The sequence below is a fragment of the Streptomyces sp. NPDC001270 genome (assembly GCF_042896695.1).
GTDB lineage: Bacteria > Actinomycetota > Actinomycetes > Streptomycetales > Streptomycetaceae > Streptomyces.
Map to the genome: position 1 here is coordinate 157,028 of NZ_JBIAXM010000010.1, position 16,927 is coordinate 173,954.

Consider the following 16,927-nt stretch of genomic DNA (forward strand, 5'->3'; position numbering starts at 1 on the left):
ACGGTGGCGGTTCCAGTGTCTCAGCCCTTCTCCAGATACTGCTCCCGCTCGTCGTCCACCAGGGCGTCCAGCGCCGTCCGCAGCCCCGGCAGCCGGTCCAGGCCGGGATCGGCGGCGACCACCGCGGCCGCCTCCGCGCGCGCCTCGGCGATGATCTCCTCGTCCTCGATGACGGCGAGCACCCGCAGGCTGGAGCGGGCCCCGGACTGGGCCTGGCCGAGGACGTCGCCCTCCCGGCGCTGTTCCAGGTCGATCCGGGACAGTTCGAAGCCGTCGAGGGTGGCGGCGACGGCGTTCAGCCGCTGGCGGGCCGCGCTCGCCTCGGGCATCTCGGTGACCAGCAGGCACAGTCCGGGGGCCGAGCCACGGCCGACCCGGCCACGCAACTGGTGCAGCTGGGAGACGCCGAAGCGGTCCGCGTCCATGATCACCATCGCCGTGGCGTTCGGGACGTTGACGCCGACCTCGATGACCGTCGTGGCCACCAGGACGTCGGTCTCGCCGGCCGCGAAGCGGCGCATGACCGCGTCCTTGTCGTCGGGCGGCATCCGGCCGTGCAGCACCTCGGCCTTCAGGCCGCGCAGCGGGCCCGCGGCGAGCTGGGCGGCCACGTCGAGGACGGCCAGCGGCGGGCGCTTCTCGGCCTCGTCCTCGGGTGACTTCGCGACGCCCTCCTTCTTCGGGTTCTTCGGTTCGTCGTCCTCGTCACCGATCCGCGGGCAGACGACGTACGCCTGGTGCCCGCCCGCGACCTCCTCACGCACCCGCTCCCAGGCGCGGGCCAGGAAGTGCGGTTTGTCGGCCGCCGGCACGACATGGCTGGCGATCGGCGAACGCCCGGCGGGCAGTTGGTCGAGGACGGAGGTCTCCAGGTCGCCGAAGACCGTCATGGCGACGGTCCGCGGGATCGGGGTGGCGGTCATGACCAGCAGGTGCGGGGGCTGCTTCCCCTTGCCGCGCAGGGCGTCGCGCTGCTCCACGCCGAAGCGGTGCTGCTCGTCCACGACGACCAGCCCGAGGTCGTGGAACTGCACCTTGTCCTCGATCAGCGCGTGCGTGCCGATCACGATCCCGGCCTCCCCGGTGACCAGGTCGAGCAGCGCCTGCCGGCGGCCGGCGGCCCCCATGGAACCGGTGAGCAGCACCACCTTGGTGGCGTCGTCGGCACCGCCGAGCATCCCTCCCTCGGCCAGTTCGCCCATCATCTCCACGATGGAGCGGTGGTGCTGCTGGGCCAGCACCTCGGTCGGCGCGAGCATGGCGGCCTGACCGCCCGCGTCGACGACGGCGAGCATGGCGCGCAGGGCGACCATCGTCTTGCCGCTGCCGACCTCGCCCTGGAGCAGCCGGTGCATGGGGTGTTCGGTGGCGAGGTCGTCGAAGATCTCCTTCGAGACCTTGCGCTGGCCCTCGGTGAGGGTGAAGGGCAGCCGGTCGTCGAAGGCGGCCAGCAGGCCGTCGGGGGCGGGCCTGCGCGGGACGGCGGGCAGCAGGGCGTCGGCGTGCCGGCGGCGGGCGAGGGCGACCTGGAGGACGAACGCCTCGTCCCACTTGAGGCGGGCACGGGCGTCGGCGATGTCCGCCTTGGTGTGCGGGCGGTGGATCTTGAGCAGGGCCTCGGGCAGCGAGACCAGGCCACGGCCCTCGCGCAGCGACCCGGGCAGCGGATCCACGGCGTCCTGGGCGCTGGGCAGCACCGTCTGCATCGCCTTGCCGATCTTCCAGGACTCCAGCTTGGCGGTGGCCGGATAGATCGGGATCAGGGCGCCGGCCCAGGTCTCCGCCGTCTCCTCGGCGTCGCCGTCGGCGCCGTGGAACAGTTCGTACGCCGGGTGGGCCAGCTGGAGCCGCCGGTTGAAGACGGAGACCTTGCCCGCGAACATCGCGCGGGTGCCCGGCAGGAGTTCCTTGTGCGGCTTGTGCACGCCGTTGCCGAAGAAGACCAGTTGGAGCCGGCCGCTGCCGTCGGTGATGGTCACCTCCAGCCGCTGGCCCTTGCCGCGGGGGGCCTTGGCGGAGGCGAACGAGTGCAGGCGGGCGTCGGCGACCTGGGCGACCACCGTGACGTGCTCGTCCATCGGGAGGTCGGCGAGGTGGGTGAGCTGCCCGCGCTCCTCGTATCTGCGGGGGTAGTGGTGCAGGAGGTCCCCGACGGAGTGCAGGCCGAGGTGCTCGGCCATCACCTTGGCGGTGGCGGGGCCGAGCACCGGCTTCAGCGGCTGGTCCAGCGTTCGGTTCGGTGGTTCTTCCAGTGCGGGCACGAGATCCATTGCACACCACGACACTGACAAAACCCCATACGTCGCGGGAAACCGCCGGCCGGGCGGCGGCCCCGGCTCACTCCACGCCGATGAGGAGCAGCGCTCCCTGTCGTCCCCCGCGGTGCACCACCGTGTCGACGGCGAGGTAGGACTCCCGTACGTGTGTCTCCAGCCGGTCGGCGAGCGTGGCGGGCGCGTCGTCGCCGAGGACGATGGTGACCAGTTCCCCGCCCGCCTGGAGCATGCGGTCCAGGACGGCCACGGCGGTGGCGGCGACCTCCGAGCCGATCACCGCGACGTCGCCCTCGACGAGGCCGAGGACGTCACCGGCCTGGCAGATGCCGGCCATGGTCCAGGACTGCCGTTCGGCGACGGTGACCTCGGCGTAGCGGGTGGCGCCCGCGGCCGAGGTCATCTGGACCACGTCCTCGTCGAAGCGGCGCCGCGGCTCGTGCACGGCGAGCGCGGCGATCCCCTGCACGGCGGAGCGGGTCGGGATGAGTGCGACGCGGACGCCCTCGGCGCGGGCCTGCTCGGCCGCCGCGGCCGCGGTGTGCCGCAGTTCGCCGTCGTTGGGCAGCAGCACGACCTCGCGCGCGTGGGCCCGCCGTACCGCCTCGACCAGCTCGCCGCTCGCCAGTGGCTCTCCCGGGCGGGCGAGCACGGTGGTGGCCCCGGCCTCGGTGTACAGCCCGGCCAGGCCCTCGCCGGGCACGACGGCGACGACGGCCCGCTGCACCCGCTCCCGGGGCGGCGGCGCGCCCCCGTGGGCACGGACGTCACCCTGGCCGAAGTGGGTGATCCGGATCCGGTACGGCCGCCCGGCCTCGACGCCCGCCTCCACGGCGGCGCCCGCGTCGTCGACGTGCACGTGGACGTTCCACAGGCCGTCGCCGCCGACCACCACGAGGGAGTCGCCGAGGCCGTCGAGCCTGGCCCGCAGCCGGTCCACGGCGGCGTCGGCGGCTTCCAGCAGATAGATCACCTCGTAGGCGGGCCCGCCCCGCTCCCCCCCGCCGTCGTGTCCGGCGTCCTCGGTGCGGGCCGCCGGGCACGCGGGCGCGGGCGTGGGCGCGGGCTCGGCTGCGGACCCGGCGGATACGGCGGATACGGCGGCGGGTACGACGGGAGGCTCGGCGCGGCTGTCGGGCGCCACGCGCGCGTGCGCCCCGCGCATCGGGACGGCGGCACCGGGCGCCTCCCCCGTGAACGTCTCCACCAGTGCCGCCAGGACGGCCACCAGCCCGCGTCCTCCGGCGTCGACCACCCCGGCCCGCTCCAGGACGGCCAGCTGCCCCGGAGTGGCCGCCAGCGCCGCGCACGCGCCCGTGTAGGCGGCCCGGGCCACCGCCCCGCAGTCGCCCTCGGCCGCCCCGGCCGCGTCCGCCGCCGCCGAGGCGACCGAGAGCACGGTGCCCTCGACCGGGTGGGCCACGGCCAGGCGGGCGGAGTCGGCGGCGTGCCGCAGAGCGCGCCCGAGTCCCGGCCCGTCGACACCGGCCGCCCCTGTCCCGTCCCCCGGGGCGATCGGGTCGCCCGGGTCCGCGCCCTCGCCCATGGGGGCAACGGCACTCACAGGAGCCCCAACGCTCACAGGGGCCCCGTCACTCGCGGAGACAACCGCGCCCGCAGGAGCCCCGTCACTCGCCAGGGCCACGACCCGCGTGCGCGGCGCCCCTGCCCCCGTGGGTGCGGCGTCCGCGAGTACCTGTGCCATGCCGCGCAGCAGCTGCGCGAGGATCGTCCCGGAATTGCCGCGGGCCCCGATGAGGGCCCCGTGCGCCATCGCGTGCGCGGCATCGGCCAGCGACGGCGCCGCACCCTTCCCGGCGCCCACCTCGTACCCGGCGAACACCGCCTCGACCGCGGCCGCCGCCGACTCCAGGGTCAGGTACAGGTTGGTCCCCGTGTCGCCGTCCGCCACCGGGTACACATTGATCGCGTCGATCTCCTCGCGGGCCCGTCCCAGCGCCCGGAGCGCGTGACCGCACCAGTTGCGCACCGCGGGAGCATCGAGGAATGTCTGCGGCACCTGCGCCACCTGCGCCTCCCTGAGCCGGCCGGACGTGGACGCAGCGTAGACCCCGGATCGTCGCCGGCCGGAGCAGGGCCGCAGGAGGCCCTTGAGCTGCCATGGTAGTTTCGCCCCACGGGCGCAGCCGTTGTATGCTGCTCCGGTTGCCCGATCCTGATCGGGCCATTCCCCTGGCAACGCCACTCAAGATCTTGGATCTTCGGATCTCGATCCTCGGCATGCCGGGATCAACCGTAAGTGCATCTGAAGTCTTTGGAGTGACCCGTGGCTGCCAACTGCGACGTCTGCGGCAAGGGGCCGGGCTTCGGCAACAACATCTCGCACTCGCACCGCCGTACGCCCCGTCGCTGGAACCCGAACATCCAGCGTGTGCGTACCGTGGTCGGCGGGACGCCGAAGCGCGTGAACGCCTGCACCTCGTGCATCAAGGCCGGCAAGGTCTCGCGCTGACGCACATCCCCCGCGTCCTGAACGGGCCGGGGGACCCCGTAGTGCGCGGCCATCGCCGGTTCGCCGCATCGAGCCGGTCCACCCCAGGGTGGGCCGGCTTTTTGCTGTGCCTGCACAGTGGCGCGGCGGCGGACCGCACCACAGGGGATTGCACCAGAGGGGACCGCATCACAGGCGCGTAGCACGGTACGCCCGCGACCCCGGTCCGACTCCGCGCCCGCCCCGTACGACGCGGTCAGCCCGGCCGGAAGCGCCAGCCGTGGTCCACGGGCCCGATCCCCCGCCCCAGGGCGAACCCGGCGGCGATGGCCCCGGTGACGTACTCCTTGGCCGCGGTCACCGCCTCGGGCACGGGCAGGCCCTTCGCCAGCCCCGCCGCGACGGCGGAGGCCAGCGTGCAGCCGGTGCCGTGCGTGTGCCGGTTGTCGTGCCGCGGCGCCCGCAGCCAGTGCTCCCGCCTACCGTCGGTGAGCAGGTCCACGGCGTCCCCGGTCAGGTGCCCGCCCTTGATCAGCACCCAGTCCGGTCCGTACGCCAGCACCGCCCCGGCGGCCTCGCGCATCCCGGACTCCGACTCGACGCGTACGCCGGTGAGTTGGGTCACCTCGTCCAGGTTCGGGGTCGCCACGGTCGCCAGCGGCAGCAGCGCCGTGCGCACCGAGTCCAGCGCCGAGGCGGCCAGCAGCGGATCGCCGTGCTTGGAGACCCCCACCGGGTCGACGACCACGGGCGCGTCGGTCCCGCCGATCAACTCCGCGACCGTCTCGACGAGTTCCGCGGAGGCCAGCATCCCGGTCTTCACCGCCTGGACGCCGATGTCGTCGACGACGCTGCGGTACTGGGCCCGTACCGCCTCCACCGGCAGTTCCCAGGCGCCCTGCACCCCGAGCGAGTTCTGCGCGGTGACCGCGGTGATCACGCTCATGCCGTGCACGCCCAGCGCCAGCATCGTCTTCAGGTCGGCCTGGATGCCCGCACCCCCGCCGGAGTCGGAACCGGCGACCGTCAGCACCCTGGGTGGCGCGCTCATGACTCGATGTCCCCGAAGTGGTCCCAGCCGCCCTTGCGGGTCCACGGCGCGCCGTCGACCGTCACCCGGGGCAGCGCCGAGGGGTTGAGGACCTCGCCGATCACCTTCCAGCGGGCCGGGAGCTTCACGTCCGGCGGGAAGGTCGCCACGATCGCGTGGTCCTCTCCCCCGGTCAGCACCCACTGGAGCGGGTCGACGCCGACGGCCTGCCCGATGTCGTTCATCTGGGTCGGTACGTCCATGGCACCGGAACGGACGTCTATGCGGACCTTGCTGGCCTCCGCGATGTGCCCGAGGTCGGCGATCAGCCCGTCGCTCACGTCGCACATCGCGGTCGCGCCCAGCGCGGCGGCGGCCGGACCCGCGTGGTAGGGCGGCTCGGGCCGCCGGTGGGCCTCGACGAAGGCGCGCGGCGAGCGGAAGCCGCGGGAGAGCACCGCGTACCCGGCGGCGGACCAGCCGAGCCAGCCGGTGACCGCGACCAGGTCGCCAGGCTGTGCGCCGGCCCGGGTCACCGGTTCCTGGTTGCGCAGATCGCCGAGCGCGGTGATCGACACCATGATCGTGTCGCCGCGCACCACGTCGCCGCCGACCACCGAGGCGCCGGCGACCTGGCACTCGTCGCGCAGTCCGTCCATCAGCTCGCTGGGCCAGGTGACCGGGAGTTCGGCGGGTACGACCAGGCCGAGCAGCAGGGCGGTGGGTACGGCGCCCATGGCCGCGATGTCGGCGAGGTTCTGCGCGGCGGCCTTGCGCCCCACGTCGTACGCCGTGGACCAGTCGCGCCGGAAGTGCCGCCCCTCCAGAAGGATGTCGGTGCTCGCCACCACCCGGCGGTCGGGGGCGGCGACCACCGCGGCGTCGTCACCGGGACCCACCCGGACCGCCGGCGTGGTCGTCAGGCGGGAGGTCAGCTCTCTGATGAGCCCGAATTCCCCCAGTTCACCGACAGTGCCCTTCATTGCCCTTTCGCCCCTTCTGTACCTTTCCGGCCCGCTCGCACAGTACCTGCCCGTGCCCGCCGGCGATCTGTCCGTGCCCGCTCGCGCTCCGCCGCCGGCCTCGGCACCGTCGGCGCGGCCGTCAACCTCTGTCCCGCCTGCACCCCGGCGCGCGGGCCCTGGTCTGCGCGGGTCTCCCCGCGGCGAGCGGCGACGCGATACCGTGGCGTTCCTTTTCCCCACATGATCCTCGTGGCCGCCCTGGAGGTTCCGTGGTACAGGCGTACATCCTGATCCAGACGGAAGTCGGCAAAGCATCGACCGTCGCCGAAACGATCAGCAAGCTCCCTGGAGTCATCCAGGCCGAGGACGTGACGGGACCGTATGACGTCATCGTGCGCGCGCAAGCGGACACCGTGGACGAACTTGGTCGCATGGTGGTCGCGAAGGTCCAGCAAGTGGACGGCATCACACGCACACTGACCTGCCCCATCGTGCATCTGTAGCCCCCGTCTACCCTTGGCCGGTGAACTTCTTCCGGCACCGGCCGCTCGGCCTGCCCGCGCTGGCCCTGCTGATCTCCGTCGCGGGCTGCTCCTCGGCAGACGACAGCGGCACCGTCGCGGTTCCCAGCCCGGACGCGAAGACGGCCGGGCTGTGTCAGAACCTCGACAAGGCGCTGCCGCGGACGCTGGACGGGCGCAGCCGCAACGACCCCGAGCCCCGGTCCGCCTACACGGCGGGCTGGGGAAGCCCGGCGATCATACTGCGCTGCGGTGTCACCCGGCCGCCCAAGATGATCGACCCCAAGGTCGCGCAGGGCGACGACCCCGATGCGATCGCGGGCGGGGTGAACGGCGTGAACTGGCTGATGGAGCAGCAGCCCGACGGGACCTGGCGGTTCACCACGGCCAGCCGTCAGGCGTATGTGCAGGTGACCCTGCCGAAGGGGACGGACGGCCGGCAGAGTTCGCCGGTGCTCGTCGGCCTCGCGCCCGCCGTGAAGAAGGCGATCCCCTCGGGGATCGCCTCCATGACCTGACGCCCCGCGCCCCCGAAGGAGCGCCGGGAACCGCACGGCCGGCCACGGCGCACCGCGGACGGCGGGCCGCCGAGCCACCGCGACCGCTGCGCCGGACCCCTCCCACCTGACTCCCCGCCGAGCCCCCCCGGTGCGGCCGAGCCCTCCGGCGCGGCCTCAGCGCAGTCCCGTGCTGCGCCGCAGCGCCGCCTGCACCAGCAGGTCCACCAGCTCGGCGTAGCTGATGCCGGACGCCTGCCACATCTGCGGGTACATCGAGATCGGCGTGAAGCCTGGCATGGTGTTGATCTCGTTGATCACGAACTCACCGTCCTCGGTGAGGAAGAAGTCCGCGCGGACCAGACCCTCGCAGGAGGCGGCCTCGAACGCTGCCACCGCGAGCCGCCGCACCTCGGCGGTCTCCTCACCGCTCAGCGGGGCGGGCACGATGCCGGGCGTGGAGTCGATGTACTTCGCCTCGAAGTCGTAGTACGCGTGGGCGTCCGGCGGCGGGATCTCGGCCGGCACGGAGGCCCGCGGCCCGTCCTCGAACTCCAGCACCCCGCACTCGATCTCGCGGCCCCGCAGCGCCGCCTCGACCAGGATCTTCGGGTCATGCGCACGGGCCGCGGCGATCGCCTCGTCGACACCGGACAGATCGTCGACCTTGGTGATGCCGATCGACGAACCCGCGCGCGCGGGCTTCACGAACAGCGGCCAGCCGTGCTCACCGGCGAAGTCGACGATCCGCTTGCGGGCGGCGGACTCGTCGCGCTCCCACTCCCGCGGCCGGATCACCAGGTAGGGGCCGACCTTCAGGCCGAAGGAGGTGAAGACCCGCTTCATGTACTCCTTGTCCTGGCCGACGGCCGAGGCGAGCACGCCCGAACCCACGTAGGGGACGCCGGACAGCTCCAGCAGCCCCTGGAGGGTGCCGTCCTCCCCGTACGGGCCGTGCAGCACCGGGAAGACCACGTCGACCTCGCCCAGCGCCTTGGGCACGGAGCCGGGCTCGCTGTAGACGACCTCGCGGTTGGCGGGATCGACGGAGAGCACCACCGCGCCCTCGCTCGACTCGGCGAGTTCCTCCACCTCGGGCGTACGGCGTTCGGCGATGGCCATGCGGTCCGGGTCGTCCGCGGTGAGCACCCAACGCCCGTCCCGCGTGATGCCGATCGGCAGCACGTCGTACTTCGTGCGGTCGATGGCACGCAGCACGGCGCCCGCGGTGACCATGGAGATCCCGTGTTCGGAGCTGCGGCCGCCGAACACGACGGCCACACGCGGCTTGCGAGGCTGCTGCTCAGGGCTCTGGGGGAGGTTCTCGGTGCTCATATCGCGATGAGAGTACCGGTTGGTAGAGGCCGGAGACAGCGTCACCCCCGTACACAAACGGATCAAAAACCGGTTGGTTCGGTCATTTTCGTTCAGTGCTGTTCAGCCGGCCAGCGCCGTTCGCCGTTCGGCCGGTCAGTGCCCTTCGGCCGGTGAGCCGTTCAGTGCCGTTCGGCCGTTCACTGCTGTTCGGACGGTCAGCGCTGTTCGGCCGGTCAGCGCTGTTCAGCGTCGCTCGGGTTTCGCGCTGCGCGCCATCAGCTCCTTGAGGGCCACGGCCGGTGGTTTGCCCTCGTGCACGATGCCGACGACCGTCTCCGTGATGGGCATGTCGATGCCGTGCCGACGGGCCAGATCCAGCACGGACTCGCAGGACTTGACGCCCTCGGCGGTCTGCTTGGTGACCGCCACGGTCTCCGCCAGGGTCATCCCCCTGCCCAGGTTGGTGCCGAAGGTGTGGTTGCGGGAGAGCGGCGAGGAGCAGGTCGCCACCAGGTCGCCCAGACCGGCGAGTCCGGAGAAGGTCAGCGGATCGGCGCCGAGTGCCGCGCCGAGCCGGGTGGTCTCGGCGAGCCCGCGCGTGATCAGCGAGCCCTTGGCGTTGTCGCCGAGCCCCATGCCGTCGGCGATGCCCACGGCGAGGCCGATGACGTTCTTCACGGCACCGCCCAGCTCGCAGCCCACCACGTCGGTGTTGGTGTACGGGCGGAAGTACGGCGTGTGGCAGTGGGTCTGCAACCGCCGGGCCACCGCCTCGTCGGTGCAGGCGACGACGGCCGCCGCGGGCATCCGGGTGGCGATCTCACGCGCGAGGTTGGGGCCCGTGACCACGGCGATCCGGTCCCGGCCGACCTTGGCAACGTCCTCGATGACCTCGCTCATCCGCATCGTGGAACCGAGTTCCACGCCCTTCATGAGGGAGACGAGGACGGTACGGGGCGCCAGCAGCGGGGCCCAGGCGGCGAGGTTCTCGCGCAGCGTCTGCGCGGGCAGCGACAGCACCGTGAAGTCGGCGCCGGCGGCGGCCTCGGCGGGATCGGTGGTGGCCCGCAGGTTTCTCGGCAGCTCGACGCCGGGATGGTAGTCGGGGTTCGTCCGCGCGGAGTTGATCGCCTCGGCGACCTCCGGGCGCCGCGCCCACAGGGTGACGTCGCACCCCGCGTCGGCCAGCACCACCCCGAACGCCGTGCCCCACGAACCGGCGGTGAAGACCGCCGCCTTGACCGGCTCGCTCACTTGCCGCCGTCCCCTTCCTGAACGGTCTGCGCCTGCTTCTCCTCGACGGCCTGCGCCTGCGTCCTGCGCCGCTGGTCGATCCGCTCCCGGCGCGGATCGTACGGCGTCCCGGGCGCCTTCTCGCCGCGGATCTCCTCCAGCAGGCCGGTGACGGCACCCATGATGACCTCGGTGGCCTCCCGGAGGACGTCCGCGGTCAGCTCCTGGCCGTAGAAGCGCGACAGGTCCACCGGCGGGCCCGCGAGCACGTGGTGCGTCTTGCGCGGCAGCAGGTCGGGCTTCTTGGCGTACGGCGGCAGCAGCTCGTTGCAGCCCCACTGGGCGATGGGGACGACCGGGCACCTGGTCGTCAGGGCCACCCGCGCGGCGCCGGTCTTGCCGGTCATGGGCCAGCCGTTCGGGTCGCGGGTGAGGGTGCCCTCGGGGTAGAAGGCGACGCACTCACCGCGCTCCACCGCGTCGATGGCCGCCCGGAAGGCGCTGAGCGCGTCGGTGCTCTCGCGGTAGACGGGGATCTGTCCGGTACCGCGCATCGCGGCCCCGACGAATCCCTTCTTGAACAGACCGCTCTTCGCCAGGAATCGCGGCACCCGTCCGGTGTTGTACTGATAGTGCGCGTAAGCGAAGGGGTCGATGTGGGAATTATGATTCACCGCGGTGATAAATCCGCCCTCGGCCGGAATGTGCTCCATTCCTCGCCAGTCCCGCTTGATCAGAACCACCAGCGGCGGTTTGCAGATCACCGCGGCGAAGCGGTACCAGAAGCCGATTCTGCGGCGGGACACACGGACACCTTCCTCTAAGGGCCTGGGGAGCCGCACAAGTGTCGCTCCGGGCGGCCTGTCTGTCGAGGACACCGTACGCCCCGCTTCCCGGGCCTTCGGCCGACCCGGGTGACAATGGCCGCGACGAGAGAGGAACGATACGGCGGTGCAGTGGACCTTGGTCATCCCCGTGAAGCCCTTGGCACTGGCCAAGAGCAGGCTCGCGGACACCGCCGCGGACGGGCTCCGCCCGGGGCTGGCCCTCGCGTTCGCGCAGGACACGGTGGCCGCCGCGCTGGCCGGCGAGGCGGTACGGGATGTGGCAGTCGTCACGGACGACGCGCTGGCCGGCCGGGAACTCGCGGCGCTGGGCGCGCGGATCGTCCCGGACGAACCGGGCGGCGGCCTGAACGCCGCCCTGGCGCACGCGGCCGGGGTGGTACGGGCCGCGGACGCGCGGTCCGCGGTGGCGGCGCTGAACGCCGATCTGCCCGCCCTGCGCCCGCCGGAATTGTCCCGGGTACTGGACGCCGCCGCGGAATTCCCGCGCGCCTTTCTCCCCGATGCGGCCGGAATCGGCACAACTCTGCTGGCGGCGGCCCCGGGCCTGGAATTGCTCCCGGCTTTCGGCGTCGATTCCCGCGCCCGGCACCGTGCGTCGGGCGCGGTGGAACTCCGGCTGGACGCGGTGGACTCGGTACGGCAGGACGTGGACACCGGCGACGACCTGCGCGCGGCGCTGGCGCTGGGGGTGGGCCCGCGCACCGCGGCCGCGGCCGCGCGGCTGCTGATCCCCGGGCAGTAGGCTGCCGCCATGCAGGCGACCGCGTACACCTACGACCCCGAGACCCGCAGTGGGCAGGTGCTGCTGGACGACGGCACCCCGGTGCCCTTCGACGCGCCGGCGTTCGACGCGGGCGGGCTGCGGCTGCTGCGGCCCGGACAGCGGGTGCGGATCGAGACGGAACCGGCGGGCGGCGCCGGGCCGGGCCTGCGGATCACCCTGGTGACCCTTCAGACGCTCTGAGCCGCGGGCCCCCCGCACCGGCCCCGTCGGCCCCACAGTCCCCTTCTGTGCTGCTCCCACCGGGCCCGCCGACACCACGCAAGCTCCGCGAGTCCCCCGAACCCCTCGGTCGGCGCGGCCCCCCGCGGACGCGCAGAGTCCTCGGTCGTCCCGGCCCCGCGGACGCGCCAGAGCCCCCGACCGGTCCCCTCCGAGCACGCCGGAGCCCGAGGTCCCTCCGGTCTTCCGGCTCCGGATTCCCCCCATCGCTCCCCGGCCCCCCGGCAAGAGCCCCCCGGAACACACCGCGGGCCGGGCTCCCGAGGGAGTCCGGCCCGGCGTGTGAGTGCCCCGCGCGCCTGTGCCTAGCGGGCGGTGGCCTTCTTCGCGGTGGTCTTGCGGCCCGTCGACTTCTTGGCCGGGGCCTTCTTGGCCGTGACCTTCTTCGCCGGGGCCTTCTTGGCCGCCGCCTTCTTGGCGGTGGCCTTCTTCGCCGTGGCCTTCTTGGCGGCCGCGGTGGTCTTCTTGGCGGCCGTCTTCTTGGCCGCGGTCGTCTTCTTGGCCGTGACCTTCTTCGCCGTGACCTTCTTCGCCGGGACCTTCTTGGCCGCCGCCTTCTTGGCGGTGGCCTTCTTGGCCGCGGCCTTCTTGACCGTCGCGGCAGCAGCGCCGGTCAGGCTGCCCTTGGGCGCCTTCTTGACGGAGACCTCGCCGCTGCGCGGGAGCTTCTTCGAGCCGCTCACCAGGTCCTTGAAGCCCTGACCGGCACGGAAACGCGGTACCGAGGTCTTCTTGACCCGAACCCGCTCGCCCGTCTGGGGGTTGCGGGCGTAACGGGCCGGACGGTCCACCTTCTCGAAGGACCCGAAGCCGGTGACCGAGATCCGGTCGCCCGCGACGACGGCGCGGACGATGGCGTCCAGGACCGCGTCGACAGCATCGGCGGCCTGCTGGCGGCCACCCATCTTGTCGGCAATCGCTTCTACGAGCTGCGCCTTGTTCACGTCTTCCCCTTCGGAGACATCGCCAGAACGAAAGTGTTCAAGCTTTTTCGCACGTTAGGCAGATATATACCGCAAATCAAACACGAAACGGGCTAATCACCCTTGTGCCGCAACGGACTCGGCCCTCTCGGACCGGTTCAGCGTTCCTCTTCGGGGATTCGCCCCGCGTCGAGGTCCGTGGTGAACCGGTCGAGCCGCCTTGCCGCGTCGGCGAGATCGTGCTTGGCCGCAGCCGTAATGACCAGCAGCTTCCGGGTCAGCGCCATCCGTACGCCCTCCGGGACTTGCAGTGCGCGCACCCTTGCGTGCGCTTCCTTCAGTTGGTCCGCGACCGCCGCATAGAGCTGGAGTTGGCCGTCGTGTTCCATGCACAGATTGTGCCATCTGGGGCGAGTTGTCGCCTGCCCAGGGGGCAACTGGCGCCGCTCGCGGCGCTCCTCGGGCCCACCAGGAGCCACTGCCCGGGTGCCCGCCTACCCCGGCAATCGCCCGCCTAACGTGGGGAGTTGGAAGATCTCCCGGGACGCGCCGGGGCCGCTCGGGTGCAGACATGGCTGTACCCCCAATCGTGGCGATCGGGGGTACAGACGGGGTGTTGAGGTGGCCGAAAGTCGACCTGTTGTGGGCCGGAGAATCAGACCTTCAGCGTCCGCGGCTTGTGCGCGGGCCGCTTCGCCTCGTACGCGGCGATGTCAGCCTCGTTCCGCAGGGTGATCGAGATGTCGTCCAGGCCGTTCAGCAGCCGCCAGCGGGAGTTCTCGTCCAGCTCGAAGGCGGCGGTGACGCCCTCGGCGCGCACCTCGCGGCGCTCCAGGTCGACGGTGATCCCGGCCTCGGGGTCCCGCTCGGTCAGCTCCCACAGCGCGTCCACGATCTTCTGCTCCAGCACCACTGTGAGCAGGCCGTTCTTCAGCGAGTTACCGCGGAAGATGTCGGCGAACCGGGCGGAGATCACGGCCTTGAAGCCGTAGTTCTGCAGCGCCCAGACGGCGTGCTCACGGGAGGAGCCGGTGCCGAAGTCGGGGCCGGCGACCAGGACGGTGGCGCCCTGCCGCTCGGGGCGGTTGAGCACGAACTCCGGGTCCTTGCGCCATGCCTCGAACAGCCCGTCCTCGAATCCGTCCCGAGTGACCTTCTTGAGCCAGTGAGCAGGGATGATCTGGTCGGTGTCGACGTTGCCGCGGCGCAGCGGGACGGCCCGGCCGGTGTGCGTGGTGAATGCTTCCATGATCCTCAGCGACTCTCAGACTTCGGCGGGCGTACGGATGTCGGTCTCGGACAGGTCGGCGGGCGACGCCAGGTGGCCCAGGACCGCCGTCGCGGCCGCGACCTGCGGCGATACCAGATGGGTACGACCGCCCTTGCCCTGCCGGCCCTCGAAGTTGCGGTTGGAGGTGGACGCGGAACGCTCACCCGGGGCCAGCTGGTCGGGGTTCATGCCCAGGCACATCGAGCAGCCCGCGTGCCGCCATTCGGCCCCGGCCTCCTTGAAGACCACGTCCAGCCCCTCGGAGACGGCCTGCAGACCCACCCGCGCGGAGCCCGGGACGACCAGCATCCGTACGCCGTCGGCGACTTTGCGGTCCTTGAGGACGCCCGCGGCGGCGCGCAGGTCCTCGATGCGCCCATTGGTGCAGGAGCCTACGAAGACGGTGTCCACCTGGATGGAGCGCAGCGTCTGTCCGGCCTCCAACCCCATGTACTCCAGGGCCTTTTCGGCGGCCAGCCGCTCCGAGGCGTCTTCGTACGAAGCCGGGTCGGGGACGGACGCCGAAAGCGGCGCGCCCTGGCCCGGGTTGGTGCCCCAGGTGACGAACGGCGTGAGTGCGTCCGCGTGGATGACGACCTCGGCGTCGAAGACCGCGTCCTCGTCGGTGTGCAGCGTCTTCCAGTACTCCACCGCGGCGTCCCAGTCGGCGCCCTCGGGGGCGTGCGGGCGGCCCTTGAGGTAGGCGAAGGTGGTCTCGTCGGGAGCGATCATGCCCGCGCGGGCGCCGGCCTCGATCGACATGTTGCAGATGGTCATCCGGGCTTCCATCGAGAGCTTCTCGATGGCGGTGCCGCGGTACTCCAGGATGTAGCCCTGGCCGCCGCCGGTGCCGATCTTCGCGATGATCGCCAGGATCAGGTCCTTGGCGGCGACGCCCGCGGGCAGCTCGCCGTCGACCGTGATCGCCATGGTCTTCGGGCGGGCCAGGGGCAGCGTCTGGGTGGCCAGCACATGCTCCACCTGGGAGGTGCCGATACCGAACGCCAGCGCGCCGAAGGCACCGTGCGTGGAGGTGTGGGAGTCGCCGCAGACGACCGTCGTACCGGGCTGGGTCAGGCCCAGCTGCGGGCCCACGACGTGCACCACGCCCTGCTCCACGTCGCCGAGCGGGTGCAGCCGCACCCCGAACTCGGCGCAGTTCTTGCGCAGCGTCTCCAGCTGGGCGCGGGAGACCGGGTCCGCGATGGGCTTGTCGATGTCGAGGGTCGGAGTGTTGTGATCCTCGGTCGCGATGGTGAGGTCGAGACGGCGCACCCTGCGGTCGCTCTGCCTGAGGCCGTCGAATGCCTGCGGACTGGTGACCTCGTGCAGCAGGTGCAGATCGATGAAGAGGAGGTCGGGCTCGCCCTCGGCGCGCCGGACGACGTGATCGTCCCAGACCTTCTCCGCGAGTGTCCTACCCATCGCTTTCCCTCCGGCCGGCAGTGCTGCACCGGCCCAACTAGAGATTTCCCTGGAAACGGCGCCCGTGCCCCTGTCCCGTGGGCGTCCGTCGCCAAGCCCGCCGGACCGCGGGCCACTGTGTCTTCCAGAGTGGCGCGTTCCACCGGAAATTGAACTTGCGTTTCACAGAGTGAGACGCGAATATCGTTGCATGGACAACAGTAGCGGCGTCGGCGTTCTGGACAAGGCGGCCCTCGTCCTGAGCGCTCTGGAGTCCGGTCCGGCCACCCTCGCGGGTCTGGTCGGCGCCACCGGACTGGCACGACCCACGGCCCACCGGCTGGCCGTGGCGCTGGAACACCACCGCATGGTGGCACGCGACATGCAGGGCCGCTTCATCCTCGGCCCGCGGCTGGCGGAGCTGGCCGCGGCGGCGGGCGAGGACCGCCTGCTGGCGACGGCGGGCCCGGTGCTCACGCATCTGCGGGACATCACCGGCGAGAGCGCCCAGCTCTACCGGCGCCAGGGTGACATGCGCATCTGTGTGGCCGCCGCGGAGCGTCTGTCCGGACTGCGGGACACCGTCCCGGTCGGTTCCACGCTCACGATGAAGGCGGGCTCGTCCGCGCAGATCCTGCTGGCCTGGGAGGAGCCGGAGCGCCTGCACCGCGGACTCCAGGGCGCCCGTTTCACGGCGACGGCCCTGTCGGGGGTGCGGCGCCGCGGCTGGGCCCAGTCCATCGGCGAGCGCGAGCCGGGCGTGGCGTCCGTCTCCGCGCCCGTGCGCGGCCCCTCGAACCGTGTGGTGGCCGCCGTGTCCGTCTCCGGCCCCATCGAGCGCCTCACCCGGCACCCGGGCCGGATGCACGCCCAGGCGGTGATCGACGCCGCCGCGCGTCTCTCCGAGGCCCTGCGCCGCTCCGGCTGAGCCCGCCGCCCGGACCCGTACGGGAACCCACGGGAACGTACGGGAGCGCTCCAGGAGGGTCCGCCTCAACGCCGCGGCAGCCCCTCCCCCGCTCCCGGCCCCGCCGTCCCGCCCTCGCCGGCCGGTCCGCGGACCGCCTGCGCTTCCCCGCCGCACTTGTTCCGCCGCCCTGCCGGAACGCCGAACTGCCCGTGCCCGACGCCCGGTTGACGGAGGAGGCGGCGGGTACGGGCGAAGCGAATCGGCGCGCGCGGCGGTACGGC

17 protein-coding genes are annotated in these 16,927 nt (G+C 72.3%); 6 read left to right on the forward strand and 11 right to left on the reverse strand.

Going from position 1 to position 16,927, the window contains the following annotated elements:
- Positions 1 to 20 precede the first annotated feature (20 nt).
- Together recG and ACFY2B_RS18930 are read right to left on the reverse strand one after the other, a co-directional pair.
- Positions 21 to 2,270, reverse strand: coding sequence for an ATP-dependent DNA helicase RecG (recG, locus tag ACFY2B_RS18925; protein ID WP_390764242.1), 2,250 nt, complete (start codon positions 2,268 to 2,270; stop codon positions 21 to 23).
- A 67-nt stretch (positions 2,271 to 2,337) separates the two neighbouring features.
- Positions 2,338 to 4,302, reverse strand: coding sequence for a DAK2 domain-containing protein (locus ACFY2B_RS18930; RefSeq protein ID WP_390764243.1), 1,965 nt, complete (start codon positions 4,300 to 4,302; stop codon positions 2,338 to 2,340).
- 258 nt (positions 4,303 to 4,560) lie between these two features.
- Here ACFY2B_RS18930 and rpmB point away from each other — a divergent pair, with 258 nt between their 5' ends.
- Positions 4,561 to 4,746 carry a 50S ribosomal protein L28 gene (gene rpmB, locus ACFY2B_RS18935; RefSeq protein ID WP_004924906.1) on the forward strand — a complete coding sequence of 62 codons (186 nt, stop codon included), beginning with the start codon at positions 4,561 to 4,563 and terminating at the stop codon, positions 4,744 to 4,746.
- A 235-nt stretch (positions 4,747 to 4,981) separates the two neighbouring features.
- On the opposite strand, the gene thiD is transcribed toward rpmB, so the two are convergent.
- Together thiD and ACFY2B_RS18945 are read right to left on the reverse strand one after the other, a co-directional pair.
- On the reverse strand, positions 4,982 to 5,776 hold the full coding sequence (gene thiD / locus ACFY2B_RS18940) for a bifunctional hydroxymethylpyrimidine kinase/phosphomethylpyrimidine kinase (RefSeq protein ID WP_390764244.1): 795 nt from the start codon (positions 5,774 to 5,776) through the stop codon (positions 4,982 to 4,984).
- Positions 5,773 to 6,738: a thiamine-phosphate kinase gene (locus ACFY2B_RS18945; protein WP_376533246.1), complete on the reverse strand. Its 966-nt coding sequence runs from the start codon at positions 6,736 to 6,738 to the stop codon at positions 5,773 to 5,775. Before ACFY2B_RS18945 ends, thiD begins: the two co-directional genes overlap by 4 nt.
- A gap of 251 nt (positions 6,739 to 6,989) precedes the next feature.
- Between ACFY2B_RS18945 and ACFY2B_RS18950 the strand changes: the two genes are divergently transcribed.
- Together ACFY2B_RS18950 and ACFY2B_RS18955 are read left to right on the forward strand one after the other, a co-directional pair.
- Positions 6,990 to 7,223 carry an Lrp/AsnC family transcriptional regulator gene (locus tag ACFY2B_RS18950; protein WP_376533245.1) on the forward strand — a complete coding sequence of 78 codons (234 nt, stop codon included), beginning with the start codon at positions 6,990 to 6,992 and terminating at the stop codon, positions 7,221 to 7,223.
- A 20-nt stretch (positions 7,224 to 7,243) separates the two neighbouring features.
- The gene (locus tag ACFY2B_RS18955; protein WP_390764245.1) at positions 7,244 to 7,759 is read left to right on the forward strand and encodes a DUF3515 domain-containing protein; all 516 of its coding nucleotides are present in this window, start codon (positions 7,244 to 7,246) and stop codon (positions 7,757 to 7,759) included.
- Positions 7,760 to 7,915: 156 nt separating this feature from the next.
- On the opposite strand, the gene ACFY2B_RS18960 is transcribed toward ACFY2B_RS18955, so the two are convergent.
- The 3 genes from ACFY2B_RS18960 to ACFY2B_RS18970 all read right to left on the reverse strand — a co-directional run bounded on the left by ACFY2B_RS18960 (position 7,916) and on the right by ACFY2B_RS18970 (position 11,094).
- Complete coding sequence (locus tag ACFY2B_RS18960; protein WP_390764246.1) at positions 7,916 to 9,073, reverse strand: D-alanine--D-alanine ligase family protein; 1,158 nt, start codon at positions 9,071 to 9,073, stop codon at positions 7,916 to 7,918.
- A 225-nt stretch (positions 9,074 to 9,298) separates the two neighbouring features.
- Positions 9,299 to 10,309: an NAD(P)H-dependent glycerol-3-phosphate dehydrogenase gene (locus ACFY2B_RS18965; protein ID WP_390764247.1), complete on the reverse strand. Its 1,011-nt coding sequence runs from the start codon at positions 10,307 to 10,309 to the stop codon at positions 9,299 to 9,301.
- Positions 10,306 to 11,094, reverse strand: coding sequence for a lysophospholipid acyltransferase family protein (locus ACFY2B_RS18970; RefSeq protein ID WP_390764248.1), 789 nt, complete (start codon positions 11,092 to 11,094; stop codon positions 10,306 to 10,308). The genes ACFY2B_RS18965 and ACFY2B_RS18970 overlap by 4 nt, the downstream gene beginning before the upstream one ends.
- A 145-nt stretch (positions 11,095 to 11,239) precedes the next feature.
- Between ACFY2B_RS18970 and cofC the strand changes: the two genes are divergently transcribed.
- Both cofC and ACFY2B_RS18980 read left to right on the forward strand, forming a co-directional pair.
- Positions 11,240 to 11,878 carry a 2-phospho-L-lactate guanylyltransferase gene (gene cofC, locus ACFY2B_RS18975; protein WP_390764249.1) on the forward strand — a complete coding sequence of 213 codons (639 nt, stop codon included), beginning with the start codon at positions 11,240 to 11,242 and terminating at the stop codon, positions 11,876 to 11,878.
- Between the two features lie 9 nt (positions 11,879 to 11,887).
- Positions 11,888 to 12,100: a hypothetical protein gene (locus tag ACFY2B_RS18980; RefSeq protein ID WP_390764250.1), complete on the forward strand. Its 213-nt coding sequence runs from the start codon at positions 11,888 to 11,890 to the stop codon at positions 12,098 to 12,100.
- A 344-nt stretch (positions 12,101 to 12,444) separates the two neighbouring features.
- Here ACFY2B_RS18980 and ACFY2B_RS18985 read toward each other — a convergent pair whose 3' ends face one another.
- The 4 genes from ACFY2B_RS18985 to leuC all read right to left on the reverse strand — a co-directional run bounded on the left by ACFY2B_RS18985 (position 12,445) and on the right by leuC (position 15,757).
- A complete protein-coding gene (locus tag ACFY2B_RS18985; protein WP_390764251.1) occupies positions 12,445 to 13,083 on the reverse strand; it encodes an HU family DNA-binding protein in 639 nt (212 codons plus the stop codon).
- A 137-nt stretch (positions 13,084 to 13,220) separates the two neighbouring features.
- Entirely contained in the window at positions 13,221 to 13,451 is a 231-nt protein-coding gene (locus tag ACFY2B_RS18990) for a hypothetical protein (protein WP_376533238.1), read from the reverse strand.
- Positions 13,452 to 13,717: 266 nt separating this feature from the next.
- The gene (leuD, locus tag ACFY2B_RS18995) at positions 13,718 to 14,311 is read right to left on the reverse strand and encodes a 3-isopropylmalate dehydratase small subunit (RefSeq protein WP_390764252.1); all 594 of its coding nucleotides are present in this window, start codon (positions 14,309 to 14,311) and stop codon (positions 13,718 to 13,720) included.
- Positions 14,312 to 14,326: 15 nt separating this feature from the next.
- On the reverse strand, positions 14,327 to 15,757 hold the full coding sequence (gene leuC, locus ACFY2B_RS19000; protein WP_390764253.1) for a 3-isopropylmalate dehydratase large subunit: 1,431 nt from the start codon (positions 15,755 to 15,757) through the stop codon (positions 14,327 to 14,329).
- Positions 15,758 to 15,947: 190 nt separating this feature from the next.
- Between leuC and ndgR the strand changes: the two genes are divergently transcribed.
- A complete protein-coding gene (gene ndgR, locus ACFY2B_RS19005) occupies positions 15,948 to 16,664 on the forward strand; it encodes an IclR family transcriptional regulator NdgR (RefSeq protein WP_039656563.1) in 717 nt (238 codons plus the stop codon).
- Positions 16,665 to 16,927 lie beyond the last annotated feature (263 nt).